Raw genomic sequence first — 15,393 nt, 5'->3', positions numbered from 1 at the left:
TGGGAGGTGCTTTATCAAGATGCATGCCAGCCTTTCAGATAGACGCCTTCCCCCTGCAGGAACGGTCTCGTGCCGCGAAGGGCGCGCAGCAGCCGTCATTCCAGCAACCCAAAGGTGACAGTTCCTGGCAGTCGACTGTCAGCCGATGGCAGTGATTGGCAGTCCTTGCTACGCTCGCCAGGTCCTTCATCTGGTGCTGTCATGCTAGCCGCTTCCTATCCCGCGATCATCGCGCTGGTGTCCTACCTTGAACACGATGTGCTGCCCAGCATCGTGCTGGACACCGACTACAACATCCTCGCCGCCAACGCCGCCTACCGTCGCCAGTTCGGCAACGAGGAACACGCGCCAATCGGCGATAAGTGTCATCGGGTTTCCCATCACTACGCCGTTCCCTGCGACCAGGCGGGTGAGCACTGCCCGCTGCGCAAATCGCTGGACAGCAAGGTGCCCGAGCGCGTCCTGCACATCCATCACACACCACGCGGGCCGGAACATGTAGATGTGGAACTGCGTCCGATCCTCGACGGCGAGGGCAGGGTGGTAGCGTTCGTCGAGCGGCTGAGCAGCGTCACCCTGGCATCGGCACAACCTCAACAACAGGGTTTGGTCGGCCGGGCTCCGTCCTTCAAGAGCGCCGTTTCCAGTCTGCAACGTGCCGCCCCCGCGCAGATCCCGGTCCTGCTCCAGGGTGAATCCGGGACGGGGAAGGAGCTTTTCGCACGGGCATTGCACCTGGGCAGTCCCCGGGCCAATGGCCCCTTGGTGGTGGTGGACTGCACCGGGCTGACCGAATCACTGTTCGAGAGTGAGTTGTTCGGCTATGAGAAGGGGGCTTTCACCGGCGCGACCCAGCGCAAGATCGGCCTGGCCGAAGCGGCTCACGGTGGAACACTGTTCCTCGATGAGATCGGTGAGGTGCCGCTGGCCATGCAAGTGAAGTTGCTACGTCTGATCGAATCCGGAAGCTTCCGTCCGGTCGGCAGCACGCGCACGGTCCATTCAGACTTCCGTCTGGTATCAGCCACCCACAAGCCATTGAAAGAGATGGCCGTTGAAGGGACCTTCCGCGAAGACCTCTACTACCGCATCAGCGGTTTCCCGATTCGCCTGCCATCGCTACGCGAAAGAGTCGAGGATTTGCCGTTGCTCTGTGAGAGCCTGTTGCAACGCATGGCCGGCAAGCACGCGCCCAAGGTTAGCCCCGAGGCACTCGAACGCCTCGTTCTTCATACCTTCCCAGGCAATATTCGCGAGCTTAGAAACATACTAGAGCGGGCGCGACTGTTTGCTGATGATGGACTTATTCGCCCGGAGCATCTCCCGGAGGAGATCCATTCGACTGCAACGCAGTCTGATAACCGCAGACGCGGAAGGAACAAGATGGCGGATCTTGCCCATGCCTTGGAAACCTTTAACGGTTCTCGAAGTGAGTTGGCTGAACATCTTGGGATGAGTGAGCGTACGTTGTACCGTCGACTGAAGGACTTGGGGATTTCGTAGTTCCACGTGGAACATTCGTGAAGGCAAAAAAAAGCCAATCCCTGGGGATTGGCTTTCTGTTACTGCCCGCTTATCAGAAGTCCAGGTTCGACACCGACAGCGCGTTACTTTCGATGAAGTCGCGACGCGGCTCGACTGCATCACCCATCAAGGTGTTGAACAGTTGGTCGGCGGCGATGGCGTCCTCGATAGTTACCTTGAGCATGCGGCGCACAGTCGGGTCCATGGTGGTTTCCCACAGCTGGTCCGGGTTCATCTCACCCAGCCCTTTGTATCGCTGGATGGTGTGGCGCTTGGTGCTCTCGTTCATCAGCCAGTCGAGGGCTTCCTTGAACTCGGTGACCGCCTTGCGGCGCTCACCGCGCTGAACGTATGCACCTTCACCCAACAACGTACCGAGTTTTTCGCCGAGGGCGACGACGCTGCGGTAGTCATTGCTGCCGAAGAAATCACGGTTGAAAGTGACGTAGCTGGCCAAGCCGTGGGAGGTGGTTTCAACCACCGGCAGCCAGATATTACGTTCCTTGTCCTCGTGCAAGTCAGCCTTGTAGGCCAAACCAGAACGCTGGCTGTTGTCCAGGCGCTGCTGGAACGCCTTGAGCCAATCATCCATCTGCGCCTTGTCAGCCAATTGCTCGACGGTAACTTTTGGCAGGTAGATGAAGTTCTCGGTCAGCTCTTCCGGATACAGGCGCGACAGACGCTTCAGCGTTTTCATCACACCGCGGAACTCGTTGACCAGTCCTTGTAGCTGAACACCAGAGACCGCAGGCGCTGCTTCATCCAGGTGCAGGCTGGCATCTTCCAGGGCCGATTGGGTCATGTATTCTTCCATGGCCTCATCGTCCTTGATGTACTGCTCCTGCTTGCCTTTCTTCACCTTGTACAGCGGTGGCTGAGCGATGTAGATGTAGCCACGCTCGACCAGCTCCGGCAGTTGACGGAAGAAGAAGGTCAGAAGCAGGGTACGGATGTGCGAACCGTCGACGTCAGCATCGGTCATGATGATGATGTTGTGATAGCGCAGCTTGTCGATGTTGTACTCTTCGCGCCCGATGCCACAGCCCAGTGCGGTGATCAGCGTGCCAACCTCCTGCGAGGAGATCATCTTGTCGAAGCGTGCCTTCTCGACGTTGAGGATCTTACCCTTCAGCGGCAGGATTGCCTGGGTGCGACGGTTGCGGCCTTGCTTGGCCGAACCACCCGCGGAGTCACCCTCCACCAGGTACAGTTCGGAAAGGGCAGGGTCTTTCTCCTGGCAGTCGGCCAGTTTGCCCGGCAGACCAGCGATATCCAAGGCACCTTTACGACGAGTCATCTCGCGTGCTTTACGCGCCGCTTCACGGGCACGTGCGGCATCGATCATTTTGCCGACCACGGCCTTGGCCTCGTTGGGGTTTTCCAACAGGAAGTCGGCGAAGTACTTGTTCATCTCCTGTTCCACGGCGGTCTTCACCTCCGAGGAAACCAGCTTGTCCTTGGTCTGCGAGCTGAACTTCGGATCCGGCACCTTGACCGAAATGATCGCGGTCAAGCCTTCGCGAGCGTCGTCACCGGTGGTGGCAACCTTGTTCTTTTTCGCCAGGCCTTCCTGCTCGATATAGCTGTTCAGGCTACGGGTAAGCGAGGAGCGGAAGCCGACCAGGTGGGTACCACCATCGCGCTGGGGAATGTTGTTGGTGAAGCACAGCAGGTTTTCGTTGAAGCTGTCGTTCCACTGCAGGGCAATTTCAACACCCACGCCATCTTCACGCTGGACGTTGAAGTGGAAGACCTGGGAGTTGACCGGAGTCTTGTTGGTATTCAGATACTCAACGAAAGCACGCAGGCCACCCTCGTACTTGAAGAACTCTTCCTTGCCGCTGCGCTCATCCTTCAACAGGATACCGACGCCGGAGTTCAGGAACGACAGCTCGCGGATACGCTTGGCGAGGATGTCCCAGCTGAAGTGGATGTTCTTGAAAGTTTCAGCCGAAGGTTTGAAGTGGATGTGGGTACCGGTGGTTTCGCTGTCACCCACCACCGCCATAGGCGCTTGGGGCACGCCATGGACGTAGGTCTGTTCCCAGATCTTACCGCTACGACGAACGGTGAGCACCAGCTGCTCCGACAAAGCATTCACTACCGAGACACCTACACCGTGCAGACCGCCGGACACCTTGTAGGAGTTATCATCGAACTTACCGCCGGCGTGCAGCACGGTCATGATGACCTCTGCTGCCGAAACGCCTTCTTCTTTATGCACATCGACCGGAATACCACGGCCGTTGTCACGAACGCTGATGGATTCGTCCGGATGAATGATGACGGTAATGTCATCGCAATGCCCGGCCAGGGCTTCGTCGATCGAGTTGTCGACCACCTCGAACACCATGTGGTGCAGGCCGCTGCCGTCATCGGTGTCGCCAATGTACATGCCGGGACGTTTGCGTACGGCATCCAGCCCTTTCAGCACTTTAATGCTGGAGGAGTCGTACGTTTGATTTTCGCTCATGCCTTCACTCCCGATGGTCGTGGGTCTGGGTGATACGGCCTTGTTCCACGTGGAACAAGGCAACTGGCGTTTCCGTCTGCCAGCCTTCCCTCAGAAATTCGTGGTCTACACAGGTGATGAACACCTGGCAGTTCAATTCTTCAAGCAAGCGGCACAGGGCGCGGCGGTGCTGCTCGTCCAGCTCGGACGGCAAGTCATCCACCAGATAAATACACTGACCGCGACGAACCTGGCTGACCAGGTGCCCCTGTGCAATGCGCAGGGCGCAGACCACCAACTTCTGCTGCCCACGCGAAAGAATGTCGGCCGCATTGTTCGCGCCCAATCGAAGGCGCAGATCAGCACGCTGTGGCCCGGCCTGGGTGTGGCCCATCTGCTGATCGCGAAGCAGGGAGGCGGCGAGAACCTCATTGAGTTCCCGGTCCTTGTCCCAGCCTCGGTAGTAGCTCAGGGTCAGCCCGTCCAGTTCGACCAGTTCGCTCAGGGTCTGCTCGAAGACAGGCTTCAAGGCCTTGATATAGTTGCGACGGTATTCATCTATCTCCGCACTGGCGAGACATAACTCTCGATCCCAGGCGGCTTGCGAAACGGCGTCCAGTGTACCATGCCGGAGCCATGAGTTCCGCTGCCGCAGGGCCTTCTGCAGGCGCTGCCAGGTAGCCATGAAGCGGGGTTCCACGTGGAACACGCCCCAATCGAGGAACTGCCGGCGCACTTTTGGCGCACCTTCGAGCAGCCGGAAACTGTCCGGGTTGATCAACTGCAACGGCAGCATCTCTGCCAGTTGCGCGGCGCTGCGCGCATTCTGTCCGTCGATGCGAATGGTGAAATCGCCCTGGCGCTCCCGCGACACACCAAGGTTGCTCATACCGCCCTCAGCCAACTCGACCTGGCCGAACACCGTGCAGGTCGGCTGATCGTACTGAATCACTGGGTTTAACCGGGTGCTGCGGAACGAGCGCGCAAGACCGAGCAGATGCACAGCTTCGAGCACGCTGGTCTTGCCGCTGCCGTTGGCGCCGTAAAGGATGTTGATGCGAGGGGAGGGTGAGAGGGTCACCGGGTGCAGGTTGCGCACCGCGGTGACCGAGAGACGTCGAAGGGACATGTCGCCTGCTACGGGTTACAGACGCATCGGCATGACAACGTAGGACGAGTCGTCATTGCCGGCTTCCTGCAACAGGGCGCTGCTGTTGGAGTCCGACAGAATCAGGCGAACTTGCTCTGTGGTCATCACACCCAGCACGTCCAGCAGGTAGCTGACGTTGAAACCGATCTCCAACGAGCTGCCGTTGTAGTCGACGCTGATCTCTTCTTCCGCTTCTTCCTGTTCCGGGTTGTTGGCCTGGATTTTCAGCTGGCCAGCGGCCAGTTGCAGGCGAATGCCGCGGTACTTCTCGTTGGACAGGATCGCGGTGCGGCTGAACGCTTCGCGCAGTGCCTGACGGTCGCCGATCACCAGCTTGTCGCCACCTTTAGGCAGAACGCGCTCGTAGTCCGGGAACTTGCCGTCCACCAGCTTGGAGGTGAAAGTGAATTCACCGGTGGTGGCACGAATGTGATGCTGGCCCAGAACGATGCTGACCATGCCTTCCGGGTCTGTCAGCAGGCGCGCCAGCTCCAGGATACCTTTGCGCGGCACGATGACCTGATGACGATCAGCTTGATCGATCGGTGCCTGCATGGCGCACAGCGCCAGGCGATGGCCATCGGTGGCCACGGCACGCAAGGTGCCGGGGGATACTTCCAGCAGCATGCCGTTGAGGTAGTAGCGCACGTCCTGCTGGGCCATGGCGAAGCTGGTGCGCTCGATCAGGCGGCGCAGTTTGCTCTGCTCAAGCTGGCAGGTCAGCGAGCCTGGGCCTTCTTCCACGGTCGGGAAGTCATTGGCCGGCAAAGTGGAAAGGGTGAAACGGCTGCGACCGGCCTTGACCAGCAACTTCTGCTCGTCGACCTTGATGTCGATCAGCACATCACTGGGCAGGCTCTTGCAGATGTCCATCAGCTTGCGCGCCGGGACGGTGATCTCGCCCGGTTCAGCCGGTTCTTCCAGCTGTACGCGGCCAACCAGTTCGACTTCCAGGTCGGTACCGGTCAACGACAGCTGCTGGCCTTGCACGACCAGCAGGACGTTGGACAGAACCGGCAAGGTCTGGCGGCGCTCGACGACGCCTGCGACCAGTTGCAGGGGTTTCAACAGGGCTTCGCGTTGAATGGTGAAATGCATGGTCTAGTCCCTTGCCTTCAAATAGCTGCGCAGACGGTCATCAGGTCGTCAGCGTACGCAGCAGGTTCTTGTAGTCCTCGCGGATGTCCGCGTCGGATTCCTTCAATTCATTGATCTTGCGGCAAGCGTGCAACACGGTGGTGTGGTCACGACCGCCGAACATGTCGCCGATCTCCGGCAGACTGTGGTTGGTCAACTCTTTCGACAACGCCATCGCTACCTGCCGTGGCCGCGCCACCGAGCGCGAGCGACGTTTGGACAACAGATCGGAGATCTTGATCTTGTAGTACTCGGCCACCGTGCGCTGGATGTTATCCACACTGACCAACTTGTCCTGCAGCGCCAACAAGTCCTTGAGAGACTCGCGGATCAGCTCGATGGTGATGTCGCGGCCCATGAAGTGCGAGTGGGCAATCACCCGTTTCAGGGCGCCTTCCAGTTCACGCACATTGGAGCGGATACGCTGGGCGATGAAGAAGGCGGCATCGTGCGGCAACTCGACCTTGGCTTGGTCGGCCTTCTTCATAAGGATGGCCACACGGGTTTCCAGCTCCGGTGGCTCGACGGCGACCGTCAGCCCCCAGCCGAAACGCGACTTCAGGCGCTCTTCCAGGCCTTCGATTTCCTTCGGGTAGCGGTCACTGGTGAGGATCACCTGCTGGCCACCTTCGAGCAGGGCGTTGAAGGTGTGGAAAAACTCTTCCTGCGAGCGCTCCTTGCGGGCGAAGAACTGAATGTCATCGATCAGCAGCGCATCTACCGAGCGGTAGAAACGCTTGAACTCATTGATCGCGTTCAGTTGCAGCGCCTTGACCATGTCGGCCACGAAGCGCTCGGAATGCAGGTAGACCACCTTGGCATTCGGATTCTTTTTCAGCAGGTGGTTACCCACAGCGTGCATCAAGTGGGTCTTACCCAGGCCCACGCCCCCATAAAGGAAGAGCGGGTTGTAACCATGCTTGGGGTTGTCGGCGACCTGCCAGGCCGCGGCGCGGGCCAGCTGGTTGGATTTACCCTCGACGAAGGTCTCGAAGGTGAAGGTACGGTTCAGGTAGCTGGTGTGCTTCAAGGCACCTTCGACCTGCACCGTGCGCTGCTCGGTACGCCCGTTGGCCTTCGGGGCCGTGGTGGTGTCGCTCATGCTGTCGAAGCTGTCGCGGCTCGAGGGCTCTTCGACCTCGGCGGCCTGAGTTGGCTCGACCGCTGGCGTGTTCGCATGCTGAACCGCAGCCACCGAAGGCTGCACCTGCGTCTGCTGCGCAAGGGTTGCGGCAACGGCGGCGCTGACAGGTGCGTTGGGGGCAGCACGCGCTGCGGAACTGCGACGGCTGCCTATCAACAAGGAAAGCGCGGGAGCAATGCCGCTGCCCTGTTCACCCAGCAGTTCGAGCAGGCGGCCAAGGTACTTCTCGTTGACCCAATCAAGCACGAAGCGGTTGGGCGCATAGACGCGCAACTCGTCGCCTTCGGCTTCGACCTGTAGCGGACGGATCCAGGTGTTGAATTGCTGGGCAGGCAGTTCATCGCGCAGAAGCTCCACGCACTGCTGCCAAAGTTCCACTGACACGGATATCCCCTGAGTTGAAAGCCGGATGAGGCAAAACAAACCGCCATTGTACCGGGCAGGCGACCAGTTATCCACACGTGGTGGCGATCGCGATCACGGTAAAACCGCCAAAAACTGACGCTTACATCACGCAAGCAGTGTTGATAAGCCCTGTGGATAAGCGCACCTGTGGTCTATGCACAACCCAGGGTTGAGGTCTGTGGATAAAACCTCTGTGGATAAACAGCCATTCACTCCACAGGTTGTCCTCATGGCCCGCACAGCCAGAGCACCCTTTACCGACAAGGTTGTGGATCTCTGTACAGCTCGTAAAACGCGACCTTGAGACACTTATCCACAGAAGGTTGCCCAGCTAAGATCTATAAGTTCTTCAAAAAAGCTTTTTATATGCTTCTTTGTTTTTTCTGTTTGCCTGCGTTTTGTCCACGCGGGCAAACGGCCATCGTTCGAGGGAGATTCGATCTACCCTGATTCGACCTTCCATAAGGAATGGCTGGTTGGAAATTGACCTATTGCCTTGCTTTCTCTAGAATCGCCGATCTCTTAAAAAGGGGGCCCTTCCGGCCCGTTGTCGACCAACCCAGGTAACACGCCATGAAACGTACTTTCCAACCAAGCACCATCAAGCGCGCCCGCACCCACGGTTTCCGTGCCCGTATGGCTACCAAGAACGGCCGTGCCGTTCTGTCGCGTCGCCGTGCCAAAGGCCGTAAGCGTCTGGCAATTTGATTTTTCGGCACAGGTGGTGAGTCAGGACTTCAGTCGGGAAAAGCGACTGCTTACACCCCGGCATTTCAAAGCGGTCTTCGACTCCCCAACCGGCAAGGTTCCAGGGAAAAACCTGCTTATCCTTGCCCGCGAGAACGGCCTCGATCATCCGCGCCTAGGCCTGGTGATCGGCAAGAAGAGCGTCAAGCTCGCCGTTCAACGCAATCGCCTGAAACGCCTGATGCGCGATTCGTTTCGCCTGAACCAGCAGCTGTTGGCTGGCCTGGACATCGTGATCGTCGCGCGCAAGGGGTTGGGCGAAGTGGAAAACCCAGAATTGCACCAACACTTTGGCAAGCTCTGGAAGCGACTGGTCCGCAGTCGGCCCTCTCCAGCGGTCGCCAATTCCGCAGGGGTAGACAGTCACGATGCGTAAACTGGCCCTCGTTCCGATCCAGTTTTACCGTTACGCCATCAGTCCACTGATGGCCAGTCACTGTCGTTTCTATCCCAGCTGTTCCTGTTACGCCTATGAAGCCATTGAAAACCATGGCCTCTTGCGTGGTGGGTGGCTGGCCGTTCGTCGCCTGGGGCGTTGTCATCCGTGGAACGACGGCGGTTTCGATCCCGTTCCACCTGCTCCTTCCTCCCGAACTTCTTCGATAGCCGAGTAATCATGGATATTAAACGCACGATCCTGATCGTCGCCCTGGCAATCGTGTCCTATGTCATGGTCCTCAAGTGGAACCAGGACTACGGCCAGGCTGCCCTGCCGACTCAGAATGCTGCTGCCAGCAATGCTGCCCCGGCCCTGCCGGACACCGTGCCGGCCGGCAACTCCGGTGCAAGCGCCGATGTGCCGAGCGCCAATGCTGAATCCAGCCCAGCCGAACTGGCGCCAGTGGCGCTCAGCAAGGACCTGATCCGGATCAAGACCGACGTCCTGGACCTGGCTATCGACCCGGTCGGTGGTGACATCGTCCAACTGACCCTGCCGAAGTACCCACGTCGCCAGGATCATCCGGATATTCCGTTCCAGCTGTTCGACAACGGTGGTGAACGTGTGTATCTGGCCCAGAGTGGCCTGACCGGCGCCAACGGTCCGGACGCCCGTTCCACTGGTCGCCCGCTGTACGCCGCAGAGCAGAAGAGCTTCCAGCTGGCCGACGGCCAGGACCAACTGTCGGTCGACCTGAAGTTCAGCGAGAACGGCGTCAACTACATCAAGCGCTTCAGCTTCAAGCGCGGTGAGTATGACCTGACCGTCAGCTACCTGATCGACAACCAGAGCGCTCAGGCCTGGACCGGCAACATGTTTGCCCAGCTCAAGCGTGACGCCAGCTCCGATCCGTCGTCGAGCACCGCCACCGGTACCGCCACCTACCTCGGCGCGGCCCTGTGGACAGCTTCCGAGCCGTACAAGAAAGTGTCGATGAAAGACATCGACAAGGGTAGTTTGAAAGAAAATGTGACTGGCGGCTGGGTAGCCTGGCTGCAGCACTACTTCGTGACAGCCTGGATCCCGACCCACTCGGACAACAACGCCGTCCAGACCCGCAAGGACAGCCAGGGCAACTACATCATCGGCTATACCGGCCCGGCGCTTAACGTTCCTGCCGGCGGCAAGGTCGAAACCAGCGCCATGCTGTATGCCGGACCGAAGATCCAGTCCAAGCTCAAGGAGTTGTCCCCAGGCCTGGAACTGACCGTCGACTACGGCTTCCTGTGGTTCATCGCACAGCCGATCTTCTGGCTGCTGCAACATATCCACAGCCTGCTGGGCAACTGGGGCTGGTCGATCATCGTCCTGACCATGTTGATCAAGGGCCTGTTCTTCCCGCTGTCGGCCGCCAGCTACCGCTCGATGGCGCGCATGCGTGCCGTGGCGCCAAAACTGGCCCAGCTCAAGGAACGCTTCGGTGATGATCGCCAGAAGATGTCCCAGGCGATGATGGAGCTGTACAAGAAAGAGAAGATCAACCCACTGGGCGGCTGCCTGCCGATCCTGGTGCAGATGCCGGTGTTCCTGGCCCTGTACTGGGTGCTGCTGGAAAGCGTCGAGATGCGCCAGGCCCCGTGGATGCTGTGGATCACCGACCTGTCGATCAAGGATCCGTTCTTCATCCTGCCGATCATCATGGGTGCCACCATGTTCATCCAGCAGCGCCTGAACCCGACCCCGCCCGATCCTATGCAGGCGAAGGTAATGAAAATGATGCCGATCATCTTCACCTTCTTCTTCCTGTGGTTCCCGGCTGGTCTGGTGCTGTACTGGGTTGTGAACAACTGCCTGTCGATCGGACAGCAGTGGTACATCACTCGTCGTATCGAGGCTGCGACCAAGAACGCAGCCGCTTGACGGGCTGCTACGCTAGCCTGTGAACAAAAACGCCCCCCTGGGGCGTTTTTGCTATCTGTCGTATTCGTTGTAGAGGTTCGAGCATGAACACAGTGCGTGAAACCATTGCCGCCATCGCCACCGCCCAGGGCCGTGGCGGGGTAGGCATCGTCAGATTGTCCGGCCCGCTGGCCCGCCAGGCCGGGCAAGTCATTACCGGACGCAATACGCTGAACCCGCGGCATGCCCATTACGGCCCGTTCCGCGATGACGATGGCCTGGTGCTGGATGAAGGGATCGCGCTGTTCTTCCCCGGGCCGAACTCGTTCACCGGCGAAGATGTGCTGGAGCTGCAGGGCCACGGCGGCCCGGTAGTCATGGACATGCTGCTGCAACGTTGCCTGCAGCTCGGTTGCCGACTGGCACGTCCAGGCGAATTCAGCGAGCGAGCGTTCCTCAACGACAAGCTCGACCTGGCCCAGGCCGAGGCAATCGCCGACCTGATCGAAGCCAGCTCCACGCAGGCTGCGCGCAATGCCTTGCGTTCCCTGCAGGGGGCATTCTCCAAGCGTGTGCATGGCCTCACCGAAGCTCTGATCGCCCTGCGCATCTATGTCGAAGCCGCCATCGACTTCCCAGAGGAAGAGATCGACTTTCTTGCCGATGGCCATGTGCTGCGCATGCTCGATGAGGTGCGTGACACGTTATCCACAGTTCAGCGCGAAGCGGGGCAAGGCGCGTTGCTTCGCGATGGCATGACCGTGGTCATCGCAGGCCGGCCGAACGCCGGCAAGTCGAGCCTGCTCAACCAGTTGGCCGGGCGTGAAGCGGCAATTGTCACCGATATCGCCGGCACCACCCGGGATATCCTCCGCGAACATATCCACATCGACGGCATGCCGCTGCATGTGGTCGACACCGCAGGCTTGCGCGACACCGATGACCATGTGGAAAAGATCGGTGTGGAACGGGCGCTCAAGGCCATCGCCGAGGCCGACCGTGTGCTCCTGGTGGTCGATTCGACGGCACCGGAAGCCAGTGATCCGTTTGCCTTGTGGCCAGAGTTTCTCGATCAGCGCCCCGACGTGGCCAAGGTCACCCTCATTCGCAACAAGGCGGATCTCAGTGGTGAGGTCGTGGGCCTGGAGCAAAGCGACGATGGGCACGTCACCATCACCCTCAGCGCCCGGGACAGCGACATGGGCCTGGACCTGCTGCGTGAGCATCTCAAGGCTTGCATGGGCTATGAACAAACCGCCGAAAGCAGCTTCAGCGCTCGTCGCCGGCACCTGGAGGCGCTACGCCAGGCCAGTGCCCACCTCGAGCATGGCCGTGCGCAGCTGACCCTCGCCGGTGCCGGTGAGCTGCTTGCAGAGGATCTGCGCCAGGCACAGCAAGTGCTGGGTGAAATTACCGGAGCATTCAGCTCGGATGACCTGCTGGGGCGGATTTTCTCCAGCTTCTGCATTGGCAAGTGATCCCATAGGGTTCGATTCGCAACAAAGCCGCTCTCTGGAGCGGTTTTTTTTTGCCCGCGATTCGTGTGGGTACGGGTCATTGCAAGCAGACCAGCAACCACGGACGACACGCGCCGCGGAAAGAATTTCATCAACAGCGCCTCGCACGCCTGGATAAGCTCTGTGGAAAACTCGACCTCAGCTCCGTTGATAACCAGGCTTTTTTTCTGAGGACAAACCTGCCTGTGGGTAACAGCATGATTCATCCACAGGTTAAACAGCGGTATCCAGAGCCCCCAGGGCCACTTCGACACAGGGTTTTGATTCTCTGTACACATTGATATGTATGGGCTGCAGAGACTTATGCACAGATAGGTTGGTGCCTAAACATAAACATAAAAACAAAGCTTTTTTAAATTTTTCCTCTTTGTTTTCTTTTACCTGCCACTCATCCACAGCCTGGTCAAATTTTGCTCAGAAGGTTTCTTTGAAGGGCGGGAAGTCCCTATACTTGTCCGCTTACCTTCTCTATTCGCAAAAACAGGCACGAGGTGCGTGGTGGATTTCCCTTCCCGTTTTGAAGTGATCGTCATCGGCGGCGGCCATGCCGGTACCGAGGCTGCGCTTGCGTCCGCACGCATGGGTGTGAAAACCCTGCTGCTGACCCATAACGTGGAAACCCTCGGTCACATGAGCTGCAACCCGGCCATCGGTGGCATTGGCAAGAGCCACCTGGTCAAGGAAATCGATGCGCTCGGCGGCGCGATGGCGCTGGCCACCGACAAGAGCGGCATCCAGTTCCGCGTTCTGAACAACCGCAAGGGCCCGGCGGTACGCGCCACCCGCGCACAGGCGGACCGCGCCATCTACAAGGCCGTGGTACGTGAAATCCTGGAAAACCAGCCGAACCTGTGGATATTCCAGCAGTCGTGCGATGACCTGATCGTCGAGCAGGACCAGGTCAAGGGCGTGGTCACGCAAATGGGCCTGCGGTTCTTCGCCGACTCCGTGGTACTGACCAGCGGGACTTTCCTCGGCGGACTTATCCACATCGGTTTGCAGAACTATTCCGGTGGCCGCGCGGGCGATCCGCCCGCCAATGCCCTGGCCAACCGCATGCGTGAATTGCCGCTGCGTGTCGGCCGGCTGAAAACCGGTACACCGCCGCGCATCGATGGCCGTTCGGTGGACTTCTCGGTGATGACCGAGCAACCGGGCGATACGCCGATCCCGGTAATGTCGTTCATGGGCAACGCCGACATGCATCCGCGTCAGGTGAGCTGCTGGATTACCCACACCAACGCCCGCACCCACGAGATCATTGCCTCGAACCTCGACCGTTCGCCGATGTACTCGGGGGTGATCGAAGGCATTGGCCCGCGTTATTGCCCGTCGATCGAGGACAAGATCCATCGCTTCGCCGACAAGGAAAGCCACCAGGTGTTCATCGAGCCGGAAGGCCTGACCACCCATGAGCTGTACCCCAACGGTATTTCCACGTCGTTGCCGTTCGACGTGCAGCTTGAGATCGTCCGCTCGATCCGCGGCATGGAGAACGCCCACATCGTGCGCCCGGGCTATGCCATCGAGTACGACTACTTCGATCCACGCGACCTGAAGTACAGCCTCGAGACCAAGGTCATCGGCGGCCTGTTCTTCGCAGGCCAGATCAACGGCACCACCGGCTACGAAGAAGCCGGTGCCCAAGGCCTGCTGGCCGGGACTAACGCCGCGCTGCGCGCCCAGGGCCGTGAAAGCTGGTGCCCGCGTCGCGACGAGGCGTACATCGGCGTGCTGGTCGACGACCTGATCACCCTCGGCACCCAGGAGCCGTACCGCATGTTCACTTCGCGAGCCGAGTACCGGCTGATCCTGCGCGAAGACAACGCCGACCTGCGCCTGACCGAGAAGGGCCGTGAACTCGGCTTGATCGACGATGAGCGCTGGGCGGCCTTCAGCGCCAAACGCGAAGGCATCGAGCGAGAAGAACAACGCCTGAAAAGTACCTGGGTGCGCCCGAACACGCCGCAAGGCCAGGCCATTGTGGATAAGTTCGGCACGCCATTGGCGCATGAGTACAGCCTGCTCAACCTGCTTGCCCGCCCTGAAATCGACTACGCTGGCCTGATCGAGGCAACCGGCGGCGAGAACATCGATCCACAGGTCGCCGAGCAGGTCGAGATCAGGACCAAGTACGCCGGCTACATCGACCGTCAGCAGGAAGAGATTGCCCGCCTGCGCGCCAGTGAGGACACGCGCCTGCCTGTGGATATCGACTACACGACCATCTCCGGGCTGTCCAAGGAGATCCAGGGCAAGCTCGGCGACACCCGGCCAGAGACCCTGGGCCAGGCTTCGCGTATTCCCGGCGTCACCCCCGCGGCGATTTCCCTGTTGTTGATTCACTTGAAAAAACGCGGCGCAGGCCGCGAATTGGAGCAAAGCGCTTGAGTTCCCCGGTCACCCCGCAACATGCCGAAGAGTTGTCCACAGGTGCGCGTCAGCTTGGTGTCGAGCTGACCGCGCAGCAGCACGAACTGCTGCTGGGCTACCTGGCCCTGTTGATCAAATGGAACAAGGCCTACAACCTGACGGCCGTGCGCGACCCCGACGAGATGGTCTCGCGTCATTTGCTCGACAGCCTCAGCGTCATGCCGTTTATCCACAACGACACCCAGCGTTGGCTGGATGTCGGCAGCGGCGGCGGCATGCCGGGCATACCGCTGGCCATCCTGCATCCGCACAAGCAGGTGACGGTGCTCGACAGCAACGGCAAGAAGACGCGCTTCCTCACCCAGGTGAAGATGGAGCTGAAACTGGACAACCTCACGGTTATCCACAGCCGGGTGGAAGAGGTCCAGCCCGAGCAGCCGTTCTGCGGGATCGTCTCCCGGGCCTTCAGCAGCATGGAGAATTTCACCAACTGGACCCGCCACCTGGGTGACAGCCGCACGCAATGGCTTGCAATGAAGGGGCTGCATCCTGCCGATGAACTGGTAGCATTGCCCGCAGACTTCACAGTGGAAAGCGAGCAGGCCCTGACCGTTCCAGGTTGCCAGGGCCAGCGCCATCTGCTGATACTGCGCCGCAAGGCATGAC

Annotated in this window: 12 protein-coding genes; 8 read left to right on the top strand and 4 right to left on the bottom strand. The window is 59.7% G+C overall.

Annotation, left to right across the window (positions count from 1 at the left end):
* Window positions 1-201: 201 nt before the first annotated feature.
* Window positions 202-1,503, top strand: coding sequence for a sigma-54 interaction domain-containing protein (locus tag AC3WL2_RS03070; RefSeq protein ID WP_102683379.1), 1,302 nt, complete (start codon window positions 202-204; stop codon window positions 1,501-1,503).
* A 73-nt stretch (window positions 1,504-1,576) separates the two neighbouring features.
* On the opposite strand, the gene gyrB is transcribed toward AC3WL2_RS03070, so the two are convergent.
* Genes gyrB through dnaA form a run of 4 tightly spaced genes read right to left on the bottom strand, consistent with a single transcriptional unit; the run spans window position 1,577 to window position 7,791 of the window.
* Window positions 1,577-3,997, bottom strand: a complete 2,421-nt coding sequence (gene gyrB / locus AC3WL2_RS03065) for a DNA topoisomerase (ATP-hydrolyzing) subunit B (protein WP_102683380.1) — start codon at window positions 3,995-3,997, stop codon at window positions 1,577-1,579.
* Between the two features lie 4 nt (window positions 3,998-4,001).
* On the bottom strand, window positions 4,002-5,105 hold the full coding sequence (recF, locus tag AC3WL2_RS03060; RefSeq protein WP_094010826.1) for a DNA replication/repair protein RecF: 1,104 nt from the start codon (window positions 5,103-5,105) through the stop codon (window positions 4,002-4,004).
* Window positions 5,106-5,120: 15 nt separating this feature from the next.
* On the bottom strand, window positions 5,121-6,224 hold the full coding sequence (gene dnaN / locus AC3WL2_RS03055; protein ID WP_102683381.1) for a DNA polymerase III subunit beta: 1,104 nt from the start codon (window positions 6,222-6,224) through the stop codon (window positions 5,121-5,123).
* A 40-nt stretch (window positions 6,225-6,264) separates the two neighbouring features.
* The gene (dnaA, locus tag AC3WL2_RS03050) at window positions 6,265-7,791 is read right to left on the bottom strand and encodes a chromosomal replication initiator protein DnaA (RefSeq protein WP_102683382.1); all 1,527 of its coding nucleotides are present in this window, start codon (window positions 7,789-7,791) and stop codon (window positions 6,265-6,267) included.
* A gap of 594 nt (window positions 7,792-8,385) precedes the next feature.
* On the opposite strand from dnaA, the gene rpmH reads away from it, so the two are divergent.
* The 7 genes from rpmH (at window position 8,386) to rsmG (ending at window position 15,392) form a co-directional block, all read left to right on the top strand.
* A complete protein-coding gene (rpmH, locus tag AC3WL2_RS03045; RefSeq protein ID WP_003253163.1) occupies window positions 8,386-8,520 on the top strand; it encodes a 50S ribosomal protein L34 in 135 nt (44 codons plus the stop codon).
* Between the two features lie 13 nt (window positions 8,521-8,533).
* Window positions 8,534-8,935: a ribonuclease P protein component gene (rnpA, locus tag AC3WL2_RS03040; protein WP_102683383.1), complete on the top strand. Its 402-nt coding sequence runs from the start codon at window positions 8,534-8,536 to the stop codon at window positions 8,933-8,935.
* Window positions 8,928-9,173 (top strand): membrane protein insertion efficiency factor YidD, encoded by a 246-nt coding sequence (gene yidD, locus AC3WL2_RS03035; RefSeq protein WP_011536514.1) that lies wholly within the window; start codon window positions 8,928-8,930, stop codon window positions 9,171-9,173. Before rnpA ends, yidD begins: the two co-directional genes overlap by 8 nt.
* A 2-nt stretch (window positions 9,174-9,175) precedes the next feature.
* Window positions 9,176-10,858, top strand: a complete 1,683-nt coding sequence (yidC, locus tag AC3WL2_RS03030; protein ID WP_102683384.1) for a membrane protein insertase YidC — start codon at window positions 9,176-9,178, stop codon at window positions 10,856-10,858.
* Window positions 10,859-10,941: 83 nt separating this feature from the next.
* A complete protein-coding gene (gene mnmE / locus AC3WL2_RS03025) occupies window positions 10,942-12,315 on the top strand; it encodes a tRNA uridine-5-carboxymethylaminomethyl(34) synthesis GTPase MnmE (RefSeq protein WP_102683385.1) in 1,374 nt (457 codons plus the stop codon).
* A gap of 537 nt (window positions 12,316-12,852) precedes the next feature.
* On the top strand, window positions 12,853-14,745 hold the full coding sequence (mnmG, locus tag AC3WL2_RS03020; RefSeq protein ID WP_102683386.1) for a tRNA uridine-5-carboxymethylaminomethyl(34) synthesis enzyme MnmG: 1,893 nt from the start codon (window positions 12,853-12,855) through the stop codon (window positions 14,743-14,745).
* On the top strand, window positions 14,742-15,392 hold the full coding sequence (rsmG, locus tag AC3WL2_RS03015; RefSeq protein WP_102683387.1) for a 16S rRNA (guanine(527)-N(7))-methyltransferase RsmG: 651 nt from the start codon (window positions 14,742-14,744) through the stop codon (window positions 15,390-15,392). Before mnmG ends, rsmG begins: the two co-directional genes overlap by 4 nt.
* The last annotated feature ends 1 nt before the right edge of the window (window position 15,393 follow it).

This window comes from Pseudomonas sp. FW305-96 (assembly GCF_058783825.1).
The sequence above is the reverse complement of the archived record's forward strand: the minus strand, read 5'-3'. Positions and strand labels throughout refer to the sequence as shown.